Origin of the sequence: uncultured Porphyromonas sp., from assembly GCF_934359325.1 — a bacterium.
In the GTDB taxonomy this organism is placed as follows: Bacteria; Bacteroidota; Bacteroidia; order Bacteroidales; family Porphyromonadaceae; genus Porphyromonas_A.
This window is the reverse complement of the sequence record NZ_CAKRLH010000010.1, coordinates 1-21,622: the sequence shown is the minus strand read 5'-3', so window position 1 is coordinate 21,622 and position 21,622 is coordinate 1. Positions and strand designations below refer to the sequence as shown.

13 protein-coding genes are annotated in these 21,622 nt (G+C 54.3%); 9 read left to right on the top strand and 4 right to left on the bottom strand.

Annotated elements, in window-relative coordinates:
• Both Q0F21_RS01115 and umuD read right to left on the bottom strand, forming a co-directional pair.
• Positions 1–1,052: Y-family DNA polymerase (locus tag Q0F21_RS01115; protein WP_297236578.1), on the bottom strand; the 1,052-nt coding region annotated here is incomplete at its 3' end.
• A 3-nt stretch (positions 1,053–1,055) separates the two neighbouring features.
• Complete coding sequence (gene umuD / locus Q0F21_RS01110; protein WP_297236576.1) at positions 1,056–1,508, bottom strand: translesion error-prone DNA polymerase V autoproteolytic subunit; 453 nt, start codon at positions 1,506–1,508, stop codon at positions 1,056–1,058.
• Between the two features lie 351 nt (positions 1,509–1,859).
• Here umuD and Q0F21_RS01105 point away from each other — a divergent pair, with 351 nt between their 5' ends.
• The 9 genes from Q0F21_RS01105 (at position 1,860) to Q0F21_RS01065 (ending at position 18,362) form a co-directional block, all read left to right on the top strand.
• Entirely contained in the window at positions 1,860–4,970 is a 3,111-nt protein-coding gene (locus Q0F21_RS01105) for a SusC/RagA family TonB-linked outer membrane protein (RefSeq protein WP_297236574.1), read from the top strand.
• A gap of 19 nt (positions 4,971–4,989) precedes the next feature.
• Complete coding sequence (locus Q0F21_RS01100) at positions 4,990–6,555, top strand: SusD/RagB family nutrient-binding outer membrane lipoprotein (RefSeq protein ID WP_297236572.1); 1,566 nt, start codon at positions 4,990–4,992, stop codon at positions 6,553–6,555.
• A gap of 26 nt (positions 6,556–6,581) precedes the next feature.
• Complete coding sequence (locus Q0F21_RS01095) at positions 6,582–7,637, top strand: hypothetical protein (RefSeq protein WP_297236568.1); 1,056 nt, start codon at positions 6,582–6,584, stop codon at positions 7,635–7,637.
• 10 nt (positions 7,638–7,647) lie between these two features.
• Positions 7,648–8,865, top strand: a complete 1,218-nt coding sequence (locus Q0F21_RS01090; protein ID WP_297236566.1) for a DUF1735 and LamG domain-containing protein — start codon at positions 7,648–7,650, stop codon at positions 8,863–8,865.
• A 25-nt stretch (positions 8,866–8,890) separates the two neighbouring features.
• Positions 8,891–10,306 (top strand): hypothetical protein, encoded by a 1,416-nt coding sequence (locus Q0F21_RS01085; protein WP_297236564.1) that lies wholly within the window; start codon positions 8,891–8,893, stop codon positions 10,304–10,306.
• Positions 10,307–10,323: 17 nt separating this feature from the next.
• A complete protein-coding gene (locus Q0F21_RS01080) occupies positions 10,324–11,667 on the top strand; it encodes a hypothetical protein (protein WP_297236562.1) in 1,344 nt (447 codons plus the stop codon).
• Positions 11,668–12,224: 557 nt separating this feature from the next.
• Complete coding sequence (locus Q0F21_RS01075; protein ID WP_297236560.1) at positions 12,225–15,467, top strand: SusC/RagA family TonB-linked outer membrane protein; 3,243 nt, start codon at positions 12,225–12,227, stop codon at positions 15,465–15,467.
• 25 nt (positions 15,468–15,492) lie between these two features.
• The gene (locus Q0F21_RS01070; RefSeq protein ID WP_297236558.1) at positions 15,493–17,193 is read left to right on the top strand and encodes a RagB/SusD family nutrient uptake outer membrane protein; all 1,701 of its coding nucleotides are present in this window, start codon (positions 15,493–15,495) and stop codon (positions 17,191–17,193) included.
• Positions 17,194–18,191: 998 nt separating this feature from the next.
• Complete coding sequence (locus Q0F21_RS01065) at positions 18,192–18,362, top strand: hypothetical protein (RefSeq protein WP_297236556.1); 171 nt, start codon at positions 18,192–18,194, stop codon at positions 18,360–18,362.
• Positions 18,363–18,381: 19 nt separating this feature from the next.
• Here the strand turns inward: Q0F21_RS01065 and Q0F21_RS01060 are convergent, their stop codons facing one another.
• A complete protein-coding gene (locus tag Q0F21_RS01060) occupies positions 18,382–19,641 on the bottom strand; it encodes an ATP-binding protein (protein ID WP_297236581.1) in 1,260 nt (419 codons plus the stop codon).
• A gap of 584 nt (positions 19,642–20,225) precedes the next feature.
• Entirely contained in the window at positions 20,226–21,284 is a 1,059-nt protein-coding gene (locus Q0F21_RS01055; RefSeq protein WP_297236554.1) for an IS110 family transposase, read from the bottom strand.
• Between the last annotated feature and the right edge of the window lie 338 nt (positions 21,285–21,622).

Genomic DNA, 21,622 nt, shown 5'->3' with positions numbered 1-21,622 from the left:
GCCCGGTCCATCCGGACCAGGTCGGAGACGAGGATCCCCCCTTTCTTGAAGTCATACCCCGGTCGCCAGATCGAGTCCAGCAACTGCCGCACCACCGGCACCAGCTGCGAGAAGTCGCTCGTCGGCATCGTGAAGGAGCTCTGCACATAAGGATTGTACTGCGGGATGTCGAAGCGAAAGCGATTGGTCCGGAGATAGATCGCAAGATTGAGCGTACCGAGGTGCTGCTGATCCAGCTCGCCACAGACGATGTCGAGGAACTCGAGGAGGATCATCTCCAGCTGCTTCTTGTCCGAGACGGAGTTGCCGAAGGAGCGGGAGCGGCCGATACTCTTCGTCGGCGTCTCCTCATCGAAGGGGATCCTCGGCATCCCGCGCAGCTCATAGTAAGTGTCTAGCCCGACGATGGTGAAATTATGTCGCACCCACTCCGGTGTCCGCTGGACGAAGTCGTAGGCGGTCTCGATGTGGAAGCTCTCCATCCTGAGGAGATTTCGTCTGCCGACGCCCCAGACATCACCGATCGGTGTCCCCTGGAGTGCCCGGACGATGTCCCGCCGGCGGTCGAGGGTGTAGACACCACCGGTCTCGGGGTGCTTTTTGGCGTAGTGGCTGGCGATCTTGGCGAGGGTCTTCGTGGGGGCGACGCCGACGCCGGTGGGGATGCCGACGCCCCTGAGGACAGCTCGCCGGATCTCCCGCGCCAGTCGGTCGTACTCCTCATTGGGGGCAAAGTGGACGAAGCACTCGTCTATGGAGTAGACCTCCTGCTCCGGCACGATCGACCGCACCACGCTCATCACGCGGCGAGAGAGATTTCCGTAAAGAATATAATTGCTGGAACAGACGCCGATGTCCTCCAGCTCCACCAGGTCGCGGATCTTGAAGAGTGGTATACCCATCGGGATGCCGAGCGCCTTCGCCTCATTGGACCGGCTGACGACGCAGCCGTCGTTATTGGAGAGACAGACGACGGGTCGGTCGCACAGCTCGGGTCGGAAGACCCGCTCGCAACTGACATAGAAGTTGTTGCAGTCGATCAGACCGTACACGGCTCAGATCCGTCTCGGTCGGTGGATGACGTAGGTGACCACGCCCCAGAGGATGAAGTCGTCCTCCGGGTCGACCCGCATGCGGGGGTAGGCGCTATTGGCAGAGACGAGGTAGACCTCGCTGCCGTGACGCTCGACAAACTTGATATTGAATTCGCCATTCACGCAGCAGACCACCACATCATCATTGTGTACCTCGAGGGCGCGATCAACGACCACGATATCTCCCTCGTAGATATTGGCCCCGACCATCGAGTCGCCTACGATGCGGGCGAGGAAGGTGGTCGCCGGGTGGCGGATCAGCTCCCTATTCAGGTCGATCGACTCCAGCCGGTCGTCCTGTGCGGGCGAGGGGAAGCCGGCGAAGATCCCCTCCTCGGCAAAGGGAAGTGTAACCCCCTCCCCCATCTCCACCTCGTAAAACTGCAGTGACTGGCTTCTCTTCTTCTCTTCCATAGATAGGACAAAGGTAATCATATTCTCGGGGTCGAAGGGGTCCCTCAGCCAAGGCGACCGGGCTGACGCATCTGAGCTTTATAGGTGGCTTCCACACCACACACGTCAGACCGTCTGCACACGATCATCACGCAGAATATCGGAAGAAGCGTCTCCCCCCTCCGATCCGGGAGACACCCCCCTGCGAAGGAGACGTTAACTCTCTGTGTTGGGAGAAATAATTATTAACTTTGCGTATAAGAGGATAGCTACCTCTCAGTGGACCATATGTAGATCCCGTATGAGTCGTTACCACAGTCTCTGCCGGATACTCTGCATACGAAACGGAGTTTTACCTTTTACAACTTTATAATGAAGAATCTACTATCACTCCAAAGCAGGCATTTTCTTCTGCTGCTCATGTGCTTGGTGTTTGCTCTTCCGCTGTCGGCGCAGAGCAAGCTCACAGTGAAGGGCCATGTAGTGGACGAACAGAATGAGCCCATCATCAGCGCCACGGTGGTCGTCATCGGTCAGGCCAATATGGGAGCAATGACTGACATTGATGGAAACTTCCAGATAGCCGACGTCCCCTCCGACGCGACGCTACGTTTCTCTTACGTGGGGTACAAGACCCTTGAGATTCCTCTGAATGGACGCACCTCCCTGACGGTAGTCCTCAAGGAGGATAGCGAGCTCCTCGATGAGGTTGTCGTCACCGCTCTCGGCATCAAGCGTCAGACCAAGGCTCTCGCCTACAATGTCCAAGAGATCAAGGGCGATCAGCTCAGCTCCCGTAAGGACCCCAACTTTGTCAACTCTCTCAACGGCAAGATCGCCGGTGTCACCATCAATACCAGCTCCGCCGGTATGGGTAGTGCCGCAAGGGTGGTCATGAGAGGTACCAAGTCTATCCAGGGCAATAACAACGCCCTCTACGTGATCGATGGTGTGCCGATCTACTCCCTGACTCAGGAGCAGGGCTCAGGTCGCTTCTCCTCCTCCGGCTCTACGGAGAGCGCCGCGGACATCAATCCTGACGATATCGCCTCGATCTCTGTCCTCACCGGTGCCTCAGCAGCCGCCCTCTATGGATCGGCAGCGGCCAATGGTGCCATCCTCATCACCACGAAGAAGGGTCAGGCGGGAGCACCCAAGGTCTCCTACGCCATGAATATGGACTTCGGTCGACCGATGGTCCTGCCGGAGTTTCAGAATCGCTACGGCAGTCAGGGCAACCTCCTCTCCTGGGGCTCGCTGATCCCGGAGGGTGACCCGAGATGGGATGTGGATGACTTCTTCCGCACGGCATCCAATATGACGCACTCCATCTCCGTCTCCGGAGGTACGGAGCGCAACCAGACCTACGTCTCCGGCAGTGTGACAACGACGAAAGGTCTCGTGCCTAATAACAGCTACAATAGATACAACCTCTCGGCACGCAATAACACCTCCTTCCTCGAGGATCGCCTGAATATCGGCACCTCAGCGGGCCTTATATTCGAGGACCATATGAACCTCATCAACCAGGGTGAGTATATGAACCCCCTCGTGGCGGCTTACCTCATGCCGAGGAGTGAGAGCCTGGAGTCGGTCAAGAACTTTGAGAAAGCCGACCCCAGCCGCAACATTTATGTCCAAAACTGGGCATACGGCAACGGAGACTATACCCTCCAAAATCCCTACTGGATTGCGTACAGAAACCTCCGCGGCACCAAGCGCGAGCGCTACATCCTGGGGCTGAATGCCAAGTACGACATCATGAAGTGGTCCGAGTCGGACTTCTGGAACGTCGCCGGCCGTGTCCGGTGGGATCGTACGCTCGTCAAGTCTACGGACAAGCGCTATGCAACGACCGAGAAGACCCATGACGTCAGCAAGAATGGCTACTATGGTGAGCTGAAGGGAAGCGAGAGCCAGACCTACGCCGACCTCCTTACGACGGTAAATAAGGGATTTGAGCTGCAGAATGACTGGCTGCTCAATGTCAATGCCACCCTCGGTGCCTCCATCCAGGACACCCGCTACGACGACACCACCTATGGCGGTCCGCTGCGAGAGGACGGCATCCCCAACGTCTTCAATATCTTCAATATCGATCAGGGTGCCCAGAAGACCAAGCCGATCCCTCACGGATGGATCGAGCAGACGCAGAGTATCTTTGGGAGCGTGGAGCTGGGACTTAATTCCTACCTCTACCTGACCCTTACGGGACGTAATGACTGGGCATCACAGCTCGCCAATTCGCCCCAGAAGTCATTCTTCTACCCCTCCGTGGGTCTCTCCGGCGTCATTACCGAGATGCTTGATGAGGAGACCTACCAGAGGATCCGTCCGGTGCTCAATTACTTCAAGGTGCGCCTCGCATACAGCTCGGTCGCCTCTCCATTCCAGCGCGGTCTGACGACTCCGGTCTACCTCCCCGATGAGGACAGCAAGAAGTACAAGACCCAGACCTACTTCCCCATCGGTCAGCTCTATCCGGAGCGTACCAACTCATACGAGGTCGGTATCTCCTCTCGCTGGCTTAATGGCCTCATCACCCTCGACGGGAGCTACTACCTGACTGACACCAACAATCAGACCCTTCGCGTCGCCGCATCTCCCTCCTCCGGCTACGATGCCGTCTACATCCAGACCGGTAGCGTCCGCAACCAGGGTGTGGAGCTTGCCCTGGGACTTCACTTGGGCAAGGATGAGGGCTTCCGCTACGACGGCAACTTCACCTACGGATACAATCACAATAAGATCGTGGAGCTGGCCGATAACTACTACAACCCCCTCACGCAGGAACAGGAGTCACAACCCTTCCTCGACATGAATAGCATGGGCTCGATGCACTATATCCTCAAGAAGGGCGGCTCACTTGGTGACATCTACACCACACAGGACTTTACACGAGACGCTAAGGGTCGGGTGCTGATCAATAAGAATGGCTCCCTGAGTGTCTCCAACTTCAAGGACGACCAGATGGTCAAGCTCGGCAGTGTGCTCCCGAGTCACAACCTCGGCTGGACCAACGAGCTATCCTACAGGGGACTGAGCTTGGGCTTTGCCCTTACCGGCCGTGTCGGCGGCGTGGTCGTATCCATGACTCAGGCAGCGCTCGACCACTATGGCGTCTCTGAGGCGACTGCCGCAGCCAGGGATCTCGGCTATGTGCCGGTCGATGGCAGACCTGTCGATCCTCAGAGCTACTTCATCGCTCGGGGTATGAATCGCCTGGCACAGTACTACGTCTACGATGCCACCAACTTCCGTCTGCAGGACCTCCACATCTCCTACAGATACAAGTTCCCCGCATCCATTTTCATCTCCGATGCCACACTGTCTCTCTATGGGAGGAACCTGTGCTTCATCTACAATAAAGCTCCCTTCGATCCCGAGTCTGTCTCCTCGACGGCTAATTACAACCAAGGCATGGACTACTTTATGTTGCCGTCTCAGAGGACTCTCGGATTTAGTCTAAGTCTCAATTTCTAAGTCACACACTTGAGCTCTTATGAAAAAGATAAATCTCACCCTCACCGCTTTTTTGGGCTTCACGCTCCTCGTAAGCGCCTGCACGAAAAAGTTTGAGGACTACAATAAAGATCTCTCAGGCATCACGGAGGCAGAGATGTCCCGTATCCCCACCGGAGGTGCAGAGCTGTACCAGCTCATCAGGTGGGTCATCCCCAATCAGGAAAACGGCTACCAGATGGACTACGACCTCCCGGGCGTCCTCTCCGGCTTTGTCGGTTCGCCCAATTTCACCTCCGACTTTGCCCGGTATGCCCCAAGGCAGGGCTGGAATGACTACCCCTTTGACGACACCTTCGGGGGACACCTCTACACAGAGTACAATGTCCTGAAGCGGAAGAGCGAAGGCGATATGACCAAGCCCTACTTTGCGCTCGGCACCCTTCTCCGCATCGCCATAGTCCACCGCGTGGCGGACTGCTACGGACCGGTACCCTACTCCAAGGTCACCGGAGTGGATCTCCGCGTCCCCTACGATACTGAGGAGGAGCTCTATACCGCTATGCTTGCGGATCTCAAGACTGCCGTAGAGGCGCTCGATGAGACTCCCGCGGGGGATCTCTCGTACAAGGACTACGACAATGTCTACGGCGGCGATATGCATAAGTGGGCCACCTATGGTCGCTCCCTGATGCTGCGCATGGCGATCCGCATCTCCGGCGTGGCCCCCTCCATGGCCAAGGAGTATGCAGAGTATGCGGTGCAGAAGGGCGTCATCGAGAGCAATGACCTTACGGCTGCCCTGCCATCGATCGACAACCCGGCTGTCAAGATGAATGACTGGAACGACTCGCGCGTAGGGGCTGATATCGTGGAGTATATGCTTGCCTTTGGTGATCCGCGCGCCTCCGCCTACTTCACCGCCGTACGTGATGAGGAGCCCTTCGGTCTCCACGTGCCGCCCGTTAAGGATGGCTTTAAGGGCGATCCTAAGCAGGATGAGTACTCTCGCGTGAATGTTGCGAAGGACTCTCCCATCTACCTGATCACTGCCGCCGAGGTCTCTTTCCTCAGAGCTGAGGGTAAGCTGCTCGGCTGGAGCGTCGGCGACAAGAGCGCTCGCGAATACTATGAGGAGGGGATCCGCCTCTCCTGCGAGCAATGGGGCGTAGAGGTAGGCGACTATCTCTCCAGTGTGGAGACCAGAGGAGGCTTCCAAGACCCCGTCTTCCCCTCTGCAGATGTCCCCTCATTCTCGTCCGATATCACGGTATCCTGGGATGCTGCTGCCGGTGACAAGGAGAGAGAGCTGGCTCAGATCATCACCCAGAAGTGGATCGCGCTCTTCCCCTACAACACCATCGAGGCATGGTCCGAGTGGCGCCGCACCGGGTATCCCAATCTCCTCACCGCTACCATCAACGAGAGCAAGGACTGTCAGGACATCGTGCGCAGAGCCGATGGCAAGGACTATGGTGGCATGAGACGCTTCGCTTTCTCCAATAAAGAGAAGGTCAATAACCTGGAGAATGTGAATGCCATCCTCCCCTCTCTGAATGGCCCGGATACACACGCCACCGATCTCTGGTGGGCACTCAAGAAGTAATCCCTCCTATATCAAGATAGTATTGTATGAATAAGAATAGATATTTCATCGCACTCCTGCTGCCTCTGCTGGCCCTCGGCAGCTGTGCGGACTGGACCATGCAGGAGCCTCTCCCCGTGGAGGCTCCCGTACTCCGTCCGGCAGACAAGGTCGTCAGGGAGTATAAGGCTGATATTTTCTCTCGCCCCATCGTCATCGGGATGATGCACGACTGGTGCAAGCAACCACTCCACTGGCTGTCGGAGACCCCGGACAGCCTTGACGTGGTGATCCTCAAAGGGGTGACGGAGGAGCTCACCTCCACTCAGAGCTACGACCTCGCAAGCGCCCAGAGTACCAAGCACACCAGGGTACTCCTCGGCATGGACCTCAGCCAGTACGATGTCAGTGGCTCTAAAGAGCTCGACCGACAGCTCAGTAAGGAGCGAATGACCCTAAATGCCAAGTGGGCTGCCGCCGGGACCGAGGTGACACCCGAGGAGAGGGAGAAGGAGCTATCCGCCATGACCGAGAGAGTGACCAAGGAGCTGCATGACAAGTGGATCCAGTCTGCTCAGCAGGAGATCGTCAGAGGTCTCGGGCTGCTCTCCAAGGCGCCCTTCGACGGCTACTCGGTCAAGCTCCCCGTGGACTTTGCGCTCTTTGACAAGGCCGAGATCACCGATATCCTCTCTGACCTCCACAAGCGTGCCTCCTCGCAGAGGACTGACTACCTCATCGCCGTCGAGAGCCCCTATGCTGAGGCTGCCTCCTTTGTCGAGAAAGCGACCTGGGTGCTCTACAGCTGCACTGCTGTCGACCCCACCCTTGCACACTTCACCGAGCAGGCATCATTGTGGGCAAGTAGTCGCTTTATCCCCACCATCGATCTCTCGGATAAGAAAAATGCCATCGGCTACCCCGACAGCCCCATCTTCTCCGCCGACAGGATCTCAAGGGATAGGGAGCTTATCCACTGGACGTCTGCCAATAAGGCCGGAGTCGCCTTCGATCACATCGAGATGGATGCCGGCAATAAGTCCGGCACGGAGGGCTTTGCTCTCCTCAGGGATCTGATCAATGCCAATAGTCTAACGAAGTAAACCGAATGCCATGAAACAGATAACTCTGAACTCACTTCTCCTCTTTGCCCTCCTGGCACTCGGCTTGGTGGCATGCGACAGCAAGAGTGACCTCGAGCCCGGCTCCCTCACCGGCGACACCGCTGCGGTGCTCAATCTGGTGAAGGGCGACGGCAAGATGGGTCAGTCCTCCCCCTACAGGATCACCAACTTCGTGATTAGCGACCCGGAGATCACATCACAGGACGTGACGATGAATGTGCAGCTCTTCAGGCCCGCAGAGGAGACCCGCAAGGTGACCCTCGCTGTGGATAAAGAGGCTGCCGACCGCTATCAGCACCTACAGGGTCAGGCGTACAAGCTCCTCGATCCCTCCATGATTGCTCTCCCGGAGCAGGTCGTGGTGAAGAAGGGAGCAACCTACTCCGACAACTTCACGATCAAGGTAAGTGTCCCTGAGACCTTAGAGCCCAATACCAAGTATCTCTTCGCCATCGCACTGACCGAAGTCGAGTGCAGCACGGTGATAAGCCCGATACACAGCATCGCTCTCTTTACCGTAGAGCGCTTCGTCGAGTCCGATGACATCCTTAAGTCCGTTCGCCTCACCCGTGACCTCTACTTCACCCTGGCACAGCCCTTCGGCAACAAGGGGGACGAGGCCATGACCTTGGAGACGCTGATCAACGTGGAGAAGTTCCGCACCCCGGAGGATCCCGGAGAGGCAAGCATCTCCACCCTGATGGGCGTCGAGGGAGGCACGCTCATGAGATTTGGCGACAGCGGTGTCCCCGGCAATCAGTTGCAGGCCAATGGCACAAGGGTCGACTTCACCTTTGAGACCGGCAAGTGGTACCACATCGCCATGACCTGCGCCGATGGGATCACCAAGGTGTACATCAACGGTGACCTCAAGGCGACATTCCCCAAGGGAGGCTCACTATCTGGTGGCGATCCCTTCCTGATCGGTCGGAGCTACAGCGGCGGGCGCGGCATCCAGGCCCGACTCTCCGAGACCCGGGTATGGTCAGTGGCCAGGAGCGCTGAGGAGATCAAGGATAATATGTACAAGGTGGACGCCAAGTCCGACGGACTACTCGCCTACTGGCATATGATCACAGCTGACGGCTCCGTCGTCTCCGATGCCACCGGCAACAACTACGACCTCCTGCAGAAGGGCCAAGCCGCCAAGAGTGGCGATCAGCCCGTGGAGATCTACGAGGAGTCCTCGCCCATCACTATTGAGTAAGAGAAACTGTACGATGATTATTTCGATGAAAAGAAGATATACTGTCTCAGGGCTGGTGGCTCTTGCGATGCTGACGGCATCGTTGCTGACCGGGTGTAGTCAGCAGGAGCCCATCCTGCTCCCTGCTCCCACGCAGTCAGCCACCACTCCCGCCCTCAAGCCCTACTCGATCTCCTCTCAGGACGGAGATGAGCAATTCACGAGTGTCTACCACTCCAGGACGGTGGACCTGAGGGTCGCCCTCCCCTATGAGGGCTGCACGGTGCAGCTGCTTCCTACGACAGACGAGGAGGTCGGCGCGATCACCGATAAGCTGGAGCACTTCACGCACTTGGGTGCCTTCTCTCTCCTGCCGGAGGAGTGTCGCACCACCGAGTGGGTCGATGATGCCGAGGATCCTCTCATCAAGCACCTCAAGGTAGCCCTCACCGGCATTGAGGATCTCGACTATGGCTACTACGTGCTGCCGATCAAGGTACAGGCGGCAGAGTACACCATGAGCCACTACATACTGGTCAATCGCCTCGGCGATGTGGTCCCGCTGGGCGAGGCGACCAAGAGACTCCCCCCGGATCTCTTGGGCGGTCCTGAGAGGACGGAGCCGATGAAGATGGTCGCCTATGTCGAGACAAATAATTACGACATCAGGAACTACGGCAACCTCGTCCTCACGGGCAGCCGTCTCCCTGTATTTGACTTCATTGTGCTCTTTGCAGCCAATATGAATTACGATGCTGTCGAGGGGAGGAGGTACATCTCCTTCAACGACAAGCTCCAGCCTATCGTACAGCACCCTGAGATCTACATCAAGCCGCTGACAGACCGTGGGATCAAGGTGATCGTCGACATTCTGCCCAATCACCAGGGCGTGGGGTACAATAATTTCCAGAGCTACGAGGAGGCCCTCGACTTTGCCAAGGAAGCGAAGATGTGGACCGATAAGCTCGGTATCGACGGATGGGATGTAGATGAGGAGTATGCCGAGTACTGGAAGCTCCCCACCCTCGAGACCAACGAGATGTCTTCCCTCTGGATGGTCAAGGCCTTCAAGGAGGTCATGCCCGACAAGCTGATCACGCACTACGAGTTCAATAGCCCCTTCAGTGCCGACCTAACCGATGAGGATGGTAAGTCTGCCAAGGACTATGTGGACTACAGCTGGTCAGACTACAACGTCACCGGCCTCAGCTTCATCGGTATGCCTAAGCTCAGGTATGGCAATAGATCCATTGAGGCCAATAGCTCATGGCAAGTGGCCGGAGCCGCCTCATCGGCTCGGGGGGTCCTCAGCTCCGGGCTTGGGCTTTTTATGTACTTCAATCTCAACCCTGAGGCGCTCCACAACGGCAGCCAGATCGGATACCTCAGCGAGGTGACCAAGATCTTCTACGGAGAGTCCTGTGACTTCGTGGGACCTCTCTACAAGGGCCCGGCTAAATGACCAAGACAGCAATGGATATGAATAAGATACTTAATGCAGCCCTACTGACTGCTCTTACACTCTCCCTGACCCTCCTCCTCGGCTCCTGCAAGTCCGACTCCGACACCCCTGACGCTCCCTCTGCGATCACCCTCGATCGCACCGAGGTGACCGTCCCTTGTGGCGGGACCGCTCAGGTCATCGTCACGGCAGGGTCGGGAGACTACTCTGTGGTACTCCCTCAGGTCACTACCGCCACCGCGGTCACACACGGAGACACGATCATACTCCACGGTAAGGCTGATGGTCAGGTGAGCGGCGTGGTGAGAGACAATCTGTCCGGTATGACGGCTCAGCTCAAGGTCTCCGTCACCTCCGCACAGCAGCTCCTCCGGCTCTCTCAGTATGATGCCGGACTACCCATCGGCAGCTACCTCACCCTATCGGTACTCTCCGGCAGCGGCGACTACACCGCCGAGGTGGCCGATGAGGTCATTGCCTCCGCTAAGGTAGTACCCTCCGGGATCCGCATCGTGGGTCTCAAGGAAGGCAACACCACGGTCTCAGTCAAGGACAATGCCACCGGAGCAGTAGGCAAGTGTGAGATTACCGTCTCTATGAGAGCCTTCAAGCTCGACCTGCCGGAGCTCCCCCTCACCTTTCCATATGGTGAGACCCGCATCATCGGCATCCTCAGCGGCAATGGGACCTACAGCGTCAAGAGCGCTGACACCGCCATCGCCGGTGTAGAGTATCAGTCGGGGCAGTTTGTCATCACCGGCATCAAGCCCGGCAAGACGACAGTCACCCTGACCGATGACATCTCCGGAGTGAGCCGGGAGGTGGAGGTGGTCATCACGCTCAAGCCACTCCTCCTTGACTTCCAGGCTGAGATGGTCGAGGTGCTCCAGGGCTACGACACCACCCTCAGGATCATCTCCGGCAATGGAGCTTACGAACTGACCGCTGACGAGGCACTCTTCACCGCTGAGCTGAGAGAGGACCTTATCGTCCTTACGCCCAAGAGCAATGGCGACGGCAAGCTGATCATCAAGGACACCAAGAGCGGAGAGGTCAAGGAGCTCGATGTCCGTGTCCGCGACCTGATACACTCCGGTAGGGTCACTCTCACCTCCGTCTCGATACGCGTGGGTGAGACAGCCAAGATAGAGGTCCTCAACGCCAGTGACTGGGACTACTACATGTGGAGTATCAAGGATGGATCACTTGCCTCGCTCTACACGCGAGGCGGCTGGGGCGAGCCCTTCTCCTGCACCGTAAAGGGTATCAAGCCCGGTAAGACGATCATACAGCTATCCACCAGCGACTGGGGCAGTGGTGCCAAGGTGATCGAGGAGATCCCGGTCACCGTCACCGAGTAACCCTACCCAATACCCGCTTATTAACGGGGGTGTGCCGAGAGTCATCTCAGCACACCCCCTTTTTTTATGCCTCTTTCGCCGGCAAACCATTGCGATTTCAGTTGGCGTACCAGGTAAAATGGCGGTAGGGGGAACCTTTGAAAAGACCTTTGCTGTCCTCGACCATCTACCCCCTCCGGTTACGCACTTTTCCTTAAAGTATTTTCATTCAATGGGGCCTATTTCTTAAGGACTATTCTAACCAGAAGTTACGGAATTGCAACATGCACTTGGCAAAATGGGCAGTTGTCGTTTGCTGAGATGTTAAAATAAGGTCTCATCACCATTTGGGGACAGTGTGATTGGGAATATTCATTGGAAAACTTTAACATTGTGGCTGGATGGTAGATCGTATTGACTCTGATGAGAGCGGGAGAGCGAGTCCTCCCCGGGAGCCGATCCTCTACGACCGAGGGTGGAGGCAGCATAACGTCACGACACTTTTACTTAAATTTCAAATCGACCGGCGGGTGCGAGGCATCCATGCCGGGTATAAAAACTAATCTTCAATAGCAAGTATGAAAAGGAAAATCGAACTATTGCTAGCATTCCTTCTGCTATCGATCAGTTGCGCCTTTGCTCAGAAGCTGACCGTCAAGGGTACCGTCCTCGACGAGACCGGTCAGACGATCATCGGCGCCACGGTCCGCGAGAAGGGTGTGGCGACCAATGGTGCGCAGACCGATATTGACGGTCACTTTACGCTGACCGTCAATCAGGGCGCCACCATTATCGTCTCCTACGTCGGCTACAAGACCCAGGAGGTCAAGGCAGCCGCACAGCTCACCATCAAGATGGTCCCCGATAGTGAACTCCTCGATGAGGTGATGGTGGTCGCTTTCGGTACCGCCAAGAAGGCCGCATTTACCGGCTCTGCAGCCGTGATCGACTCGAAGGACCTAAAGAAGCACACGACATCCAACGTGGCCAACTCCCTTGTCGGCTCTGTAGCCGGTGTCCAGATGAAGGGAGGGTCCGGTCAGCCGGGTGCCTCCGGTGACTTCAGCGTCAGAGGTGTCAATGCCATCGGTGCAGGAAGTACCCCGCTCGTCATCGTAGATGGTGCACCCTACCCGCAGTCTCTCGCTAACATCCCTCAGTCTGATATTAAGTCGATCACCGTCCTTAAGGACGCAGCGTCAGCTGCTCTCTATGGTGCACGTGGTGCAGCCGGTGTGATCCTGATTACCACAAACTCGGGTACCAATAATAAGGCTGTCATTCACTTTGATGGTAGAGTGGGTGTCAATACACGTGCCATCCAAGAGTACGATAAGATTACGGATCCCGGGGAGTATTATGAGAGCTTCTACGCTATGCTTTACAACGATGCTCTCCTTCAAAAAGATCCCAATACGGGCAATCTGAAGTATGACGCCACGTCTGCTAATGCCTATGCTAATACCAAGATGCTCAACATGCTGAAGTACAATGTCTATCAGCTGCCTCAGGGCGAGCGTCTTATTGGACTGGATGGTAAGCTCAATCCTAACGCCAAGCTCGGTCGTCGCTTTGATTACGATGGGAGAGAGATGTATCTGACTCCCGATGACTGGACTGCTGAGGCATACAGACCCTCTATGCGTCAGGAGTACAACCTCAGTGTCAGCGGCGGCAGTCAGCAGTCTACTTACTATCTGAGTGTCGGTTACCTAGATGATAAGGGCGTTATTGAGTACTCAGGATTTAAGCGCTTCAGCAGCAGACTTAAGGCTGACTATAAGTTTAGAGACTGGGGTAAGGTGATTGCCAATGTCGGGTATGTTAATTCGACAGTCAATTCTAATCCAAATATGGATGACTCCTTCGGTGCGGTCAATCTTCTCTACTTCACCTCCTCTATCGCCCCTATCTATCCGATCTACGTACGTGAGTGGAAGGACGGACAGGCTCAGATCGTCAAGGATCGCTTCGGCAATGATCTCTATGACTTCGGTAAGGGGTATAGTGCTGCTCAGAGACCATTCGGTGCTCCGGGTAACCCGCTTGGTGCTAACAGGTACAACAAGGTCTTTAACAACAACGATCAGCTGAATGGCTCCGTAAACCTTGAGATCAACTTCACAGATTACCTCAAGTTTACGTCCAATAACTCCATGACCATGGATCTCAAGAGATTCACCAACTACCAGAATGGTCTCTACGGTCCGGCAGCAGGTACTAATGGTCGACTGACCAAGGGTACTGAGGTAGCGTACAGGAACAACTACTCACAGATCCTGACTTACTTCCAGGATTTTGATCAGCATCACGTCAACCTCATGCTTGGTCATGAGTACTATCGGATGCACTTCCACAACTTGGAGTCCGAGAAGCAGGGTGGATTCTCTCCTGACATTCTTGAGCTGAATACTTTCGCTAAGGTTAAGTCCGGAAACTCTTATAGAAACGACTACAACGTCGAGGGTTACTTTGCCAGCGCTCAGTACGATTACGACAATCGGTACTTCCTCTCGGGATCCTTCCGTCGTGATGCGTCCTCACGCTTCCACAAGGATAATATGTGGGGAAACTTCTGGTCTCTCGGTGCTGCTTGGCTGATCTCTGAGGAGTCATGGATGTCTCCCGCCAAGTCTTGGATCGATCTGCTGAAGCTTAAGCTTTCGCTGGGACAGCAGGGTAATGACAATATCGGCAACTTCGCTTATACTGACCAGTACCGCCTGTCTCCTTCATCTGACACGAATATGTCCCCGGGCTTCCGTCAGCTGGGTAATAAGGATGTCACCTGGGAGACAACCACCAATCTTAACTTTGGTGTTGAGTTCAATCTCTTCAAGGAGCGTCTCTCCGGAAACGTCGATATCTATGCAAAGAAGACTCAAGACCTGCTCTTCTGGATCTCGATTCCTGAGTCCGCCGGTACGAGAGGGTACTTTGGTAATATCGGTGATGTGCTGAATAGCGGATTTGAGCTTACTCTCAATGGTGCTATAGTAAAGACCAAGCTTGTGGACTGGAGTGTCTATGGCAATATCGCACATAACGTGACGAAGATCCTCTCTCTGCCTGAGCAGAAGATTGCTAAGAATGGTGGATACCTCGATCAGGGAATCTGGTATGAAGTAGGAGGTCCTATGTACAATCAGATGAACCGCAAGTATGCCGGTGTCAATGAGCAGGGAGAGGCTCTCTACTACTACGATAAGAACCTTGCCAAGTTTGACAAGGATGGAAATATCGCGGATATGAACACTTCCAAGCCCGGAACCGAGCTCTCTGGTACCACGACGAACTGGGAGATGGCCAGTAGGTATACGATGGGCTCCGGTGTGCCGGATCTCTTTGGTGGCTTTGGTACCTCTCTGAGAGTTGGTCCCGTGGACGCGTCTCTCCAGTTTGATTACCAGATTGGAGGTCTGATGTACGACTATGGCTATGCCCACTTAATGTCCCCGTTGCAGGATGATCAGGGAGCGGGTGCTACGTTCCACAAGGATTGGGTGAAGTCATGGTCTCCTACTAATAAGGACAGCAACCTTCCTCGCTGGAAGTTTGGAGATAAGTTCAGTGCTTCCGGTTCTGATCGCTTCCTGACCAACGCAAGCTATCTCAATTTCCAGAGCTTTACCGTAGGATACACTCTTCCCAAGTTTGTTGACGAGATCTCTCGAATTAGGGTTTACGTAACGGGCGAGAATCTTGCATTCTGGTCCAAGAGACGTGGTATGGATCCTCGTTTCTCCTTCTCAGGAAATAATGCCGTGGGCGACTACTCTCCGGTGAGAAATATTTCCGGTGGTATTGAGATCTCTTTCTAACCTCTTTTGAAGATCCTATTTGATTATGAAAAATAAGTTATTCAAGCTCGCCGGAGTCTCAGTCCTTGCATTGTTTCTTACGGGATGTATGCAGACCTTTGAACCCCAGGGTGCTGGCTTTATCGTTAGTAAGAAGCAGGTGGCCGATGCACCCAATGCTTTTGATGATCTGCTCAATGCCACCACCAACGATCTGGTGGGAGGATTTCCGTATGGAAACAATAGTGATAGGGCTAACGATTTCGGCTTGCCGGCTTTCTTTATCATGCGTGACGTAAGGGGGCAGGATATGATACCGGCTTTATTAAACTGGTGGGGTAACTTCTATAAATCCACTTGGCTGGGTCCTACGACCGCTAATGCCCAGATGCCCTGGACCTGCTACTACAAGTGGATCAAGAGCTGTAATCTGGTCATCTCCACGGCTGGTGAGACACCTACCGAGTATCAGAAGTCGGGTGTCGGTATTGCCTATGCAATGCGCGCTTACTATTACTTAGAGCTGGCGCAGCTCTTTGTGAACGCTCCTTACAGCAAGGATCCCTCCGCTGTGACCGTACCCTATGTGACTGAAGCTACATCCAATGTGGATCTGATGAAGAATCCACGCCTGCCCTACAAGGAGATGTGTGAGAAGATCCTCGCTGACTTGGATCAGGCTGAGAAGTATATTGCCGGGTATAAGAGGACGACTAAAGAGATGCCGGATCTCTCTGTCGTCTATGGTATCAAGGCGAGGACCTATCTCATCATGTGTGACTGGGCCAATGCGGAGAAGTACGCCAAGCTCGCTCAGCAGGGCTACACCGTAATGACCGGTGAGGAGTATACAGACAGGAATCTGGGCTTTAATACACCTAATGACTCCTGGATGCTCTGTATGACCATTAAGCCGGATGACCCCACTATCCGTTTTAACGATGCTGATACGAGCTGGGGTAGTCACATGATCTTGGAGATCAATCCTGATGCGAGCGTTTCTCAGTGCGGCTATGCGTCCAACTATGGTCAGCCTCTCGTCATTGATAGGCACCTGTATGAGACTATGCCGGAGTCCGATGCTCGTAAGCTCTGCTTTGTTGATTTCGCCATAAACGATTTGCCCAGTCGCGATGCTCAGCTTAAGGCACTTGAGAAGTACTCGGACTATCCGTTCCACCTCTACATGACAGGAGCTTCCACTTGGGGTGTTAGGAAGGATATTAAGACCACTAATGTCGGAGGTCTTTCCTTGAAGTTTAGAGCTGCCGGTGGCAAGGAAGGTCGCGATAACCAGTATATCGGTTTCTGCGTCTCCATCCCGATGATGCGCGTGGAGGAGATGAAGCTGATCGAGGCTGAGGCGGCCGGTATGCAGAGCGAGGGACGCGGTATTGCACTCCTGACGGAGTTTGCAAAGACGCGTGATCCCAAGTATGTCTATGGCACTCATAACGAGGCGTATTATAATCCCAATAATACTGCATTCCAGAATGAGATCTGGTGGCAGAGGCGTGTTGAGTTCTGGGGTGAGGGTATCTCACTCTTTGATATCAAGCGCTTAGGTAAGGGTATTATCCGAAGCTACAAGGGGACCAACCACATTGATAAGTTTCAGTGGAATGTAGACCACACCCCCGATTGGTTTAACTACTGTATCGTCGATACTGAGGTCAACTACAACCCGAACGAGAACAACCCGGCACCTTCCCACGCTGAGGGTAATGATGCGGAGTTTGTCTTCTGATATAGTCTAATTAAATAGCCTCTACTGATAAAGCAGTTTTATCTGCTTGCTATGATGGAGGGTGCGTCGCACGAGTTGCGGCGCACCCTCTTTGTGTACTCTGTCAGTGGATGTATCAAGTAAAATGGAGCCGGGCAGAAAGTCTCCGGTCCTTTGCCGGAGTCCGCTCACTCTTGATTTTCTTGGGACTGACACGGATGCCATGGCATAGTCCGATCTGAGGAGAGAGGGTCGACCTGTATAGCCTTCGTGGGAGAAGTGTCGGAACGATGGCTGATCAGGATCGGAGGAGACGCAATGGGACAATCCCCCCTGCCGGGTGTGGTCTATTTGCAGCACGCCTGCATCCGAAGGATGCCCGCTCCCTAGGCATCGGTCGAGCCACGAAGTGCCGCTGACCGATGTATAAGCCATACCCAGAAGGCTACCCGGTAGGGGACCCAGGTAGGGGTCACTTCTGCATAGCCCGGTGGTCGAGGCACGCAGTGCCGAAGACCCCGGGTTAGCGGCGATATGCCTTATATATGCGACCCCGAAAGGGTGTCGCTCCCTCTAACGAGCGCCATTACGAGCGACGCCCTGGCGGGGTCGGAGAGGGATAATAAGGGTTATGCTTACCCGGGGTCGTCGGGGCTGCGCCCCTCCGACACCCGGGCTACGAAAAACGCACCCCTATCGGGGTGCCTTCCTGTAGTCCGCACTATCTTGTCGGACAAGTCAGACGGTGCATTAGATGCCGGTGGTCGCCCGCAAGAGAGCCGTCCCGCTTGTCGATCCCGCAGGGGCGAAGCCCCGGAGGGATCATCGCTTTTTAGACCGGGTGTCGAGGCACGAAGTGCCGACGACCCCGGGAAAGAAGACGCATTTAAGGTATCCGACCCCGCCAGGGCGTCGCACATACTAGTCAGTCAATCAGTGCGACACCCTGGCGGGGTCGCGGGATCGCTTGCAATGGCTGATCCACGGGTCTTCGGGGCTGCGCCCCTCGACCCGAGGCTATGGAGCGAGCACCCGCAAGGGGTGCCATCAGCAGGGGGCGCTGTACGTCGGTCACCGCTTCGCGGATGACCGATGCCTATGGAGCGTACACCCACAAGGGGTGCTACCCGATCCCGCAGGGGCACGCTATATTATCGGACGGGTCGGATGGTTTGGACAAGGGGCGGTAATGAGGTAGGGCTTTATGCGTTATAGGATGCTGTCAAGCTCCCAAGCCGAAATATGGTCAATACCTTCATTCGTTGGAAGCTTGAAGTCATCCAAGCTGACGACATACTTCTCGAAGTTATCCTCTATCGACAAAAGAGAGCGGTACTCTCGCTCTATGGTCTTTCTCTCCGTTAATTGTAGCGTGACCTGGAAATAGAGTCTCCTGCTTCCCTTGATAGCAACAAAGTCTACCTCCGCCTCTTTATTTGTTCCTACATAGACTTGATATCCAGCCCGTCTGAGACTTAAAAAGACAGCGTTCTCCAATAAGTACCCCATCCCATAGCCAAATCCGGAGTAGAGGTAATTGTGGTAGCACAGATCATTCAGATAGTATTTGCTATTGGCTGAAATAGTCTCCTTCCCCTTGATATTATATCTCTCTACCCTATGCACGAGGAACGTGCTCTCGAGATAGGAGATGTAGTTGGAGAGTGTCTCGTAGTTTGTCTTCCTATTTCGTGACTTAAAGAAGTTGACGATGTTGGTGATGGAGATGATGCTGGAGGCGTTGTTGACCAGATAGACAAAGAGGTCATCCAGGAGCTTCACGTCCTTTACTTTATACCTTGCGACAATGTCATGAAGCATAACAGTATCCTTTATCGAGGAGACGTAGTTTTGCTTCATCTCATCATTGGGGAGGTTGAAGAGCTCCGGCAGGGCTCCGGTCTGAAGGAAGTCTAAGTAACTCTCTTTATTAGTCTCTCTCCGGGTGATGCCACAGAACTCTGAAAAACTAAAAGGGAGTATCTCAAACGCTACATATCTTCCCGACAGTAACGTCGCAAGCTCACCAGATAGCAGACTAGAGTTGGAGCCGCTGATAAACACCTCGCAATGCTCAGCATAGTCTTGAGCGTGTGAGTTGACAAAGCGCTCCCACTCCTCAATGCCCTGTATTTCATCGATGAAGAGGAATACTTTTCCCTGTGGGTTGAGGTCCTTCTTGTATTGCTGAAATAGGTTCTCGAGGTCTTGATAGTCAAGAATGTCTGAAAACTCAAGGTATTCCTTATTGATGTAAAGAATATTATTGGGAGGGGTGCCGTTGGCAATCAGCTGTGCCGCTAATTGCCTTAGGATATAGCTCTTCCCGGCACGACGCTGACCTACTAATACTTTGATTAGTTGGTTGTCAATGTACTGACCTATCTTCTCTGTGTAGAATGCGCGTGGGTATCCCAGGCCGATGGGACTATCATCCCAAAAGTTGTACTTTCTTATTGACTCAATCATATCAAGTGTGCTTGAAATTCTTGTACAAATGTAGGTATTTTCAAGTGTACTTGAAAATTTCGCTGTGGCGACAAAAATCTCAAGCGAACTTGAGATTTTTAGCTCTTCCATCTTTACGGGTCGCCGAGGGGCGGTTTGATCGGCGACACTCTGTCGGAAAGGCGGCTGATCAGGATCGGAAGAGACGCAATGGGACAATCCCGCCCTGCCGGGTGTGGTCTATTTGCAGCACGCCTGCATCCGAAGGATGCCCGCTCCCTAGGCATCGGTCGAGCCACGAAGTGGCGACGACCGATGTATAAGCCATACCCAGAAGGCTACCCGGTAGGGGACCCCGGTAGGGGTCACTTCTGCATAGCCCGGTGGTCAAGGCACGCAGTGCCGAAGACCCCGGGTTAGCGGCGATATGCCTTATATATGCGACCCCGATAGGGTGTCGGTCCCTCCGGGAGCTCGCTATTACGACCGACCCCTAGCGGGGTCGTGGGATTAAAAAGCGCTATGCATACCCGGGGTCGTCGGGGCTGTGCCCCTCCGACACCCGGGCTATTTATGCTAACCACCAAACTTTTTGGGTAGAAATTTTATGCAGTCTGATATTGACGAGCTACTTTGAGGTGGTGGTCGGGATCATATAGGGTGTCGTTCTTCACCATAGCCCATATTATAGTGATCAGTTTATTCTTAATGTTATTGATGATGACGAGCTTCGGCTTGCCCTTTTTGAGCAGCCTTTCCTTGTAGAGGGCGATCTCAGGATTCCAAGACATAGCTGAGACGGCCACCATATACAGAAGTCCCGAGTAGTAGGAGTCAGCCTGTCTGCTCCTATGGGATCCGTGTTGTATGGACGTGCCGGACTCGCTTCTGAAGGGGGCTATCCCGAGGAAACAGGCTAGAGACCTCTTGGAGCTGAATGTCGTAAAGCCACTCGTGAGGACAATCAATGCGATAGCAGTTACCGGTCCCACACCGGTGATGCTGACGATGATATCATAGATCCTGGAGAGCTTCTTTTCAGACCTTATAAGGCTGTACATTTGTCGGTCTACCTTGTTGATCTGCTCTTTGATGTAGGCCAATTGCTTCTCCAGAATTTTTATATTCATCACGATGGCCTTGCTGCCGGGCTTGGCCTTGAGACGGACTTCGGCATCATGTTTCTTGCACATCAGTCCGGTGTGCTCCTTCACGAGACGTCGTCTGATGTCATTGCACTCCCTGAGCTCCGAGAGGATCGGACTTTCGGGGACAAAGAGCCTGACCCTCTTCTGATAGAAAGTCCTTGCATACTCGGCGATCATAGTTGCGTCCGCTGAGTCAGACTTCTCTCGGACGATCCTGCCGGAGCCATTCTTGATACAGACGGCGTTCTCCAGCCAGCAGTCGATGCCGGTATCAAAAAGTCTCCGTGGCAGGAGGAGACTATAGCTCCCGGTATGCTCCCCGCAGACCAGCACATCGGAGAGTGAGCACGTCTCAGGGAGGAGCTTTACGATCCACGATATGAGTGCCTTAGCACCCTTATCATCATTGGAGAAGGACTTGGGCAGGCAAACCGGATCCGGATCCTCACCAAGAAGGGCAGAGGCGACAAAATTCGCTTTGGCAAAGTCAATGCCGACAAATAGAGTTTTCTTCATAACTTTGATTGCTTTTTGTTTGAGCGGTACTAAGCGACAAAAGCTGTTTTAGGCAAAAGCTGTAATTAGGTTCTTCCTATCTATTTATTTGGCTTTTAACAGCTTGACCGAGAGGAGGTCCATAGCCCGGGGTGGATTTTTCAATCCCTGCTAAAAAGATGGTTTACCTTCCTCTCAGTCGGTTAGTGCCGCTCTTCATACAACAAAGATACGATACTAACCCTGCTGTCAGGAGCACCTGCTCCCAAAAGATCTATCTCCTTTGTTTGAGTGGCGTTGAGGGGCTTTTGAGCGGGGCCCAAAAGCCCCTCAACGATCATGTGACAAACTTACAGCTA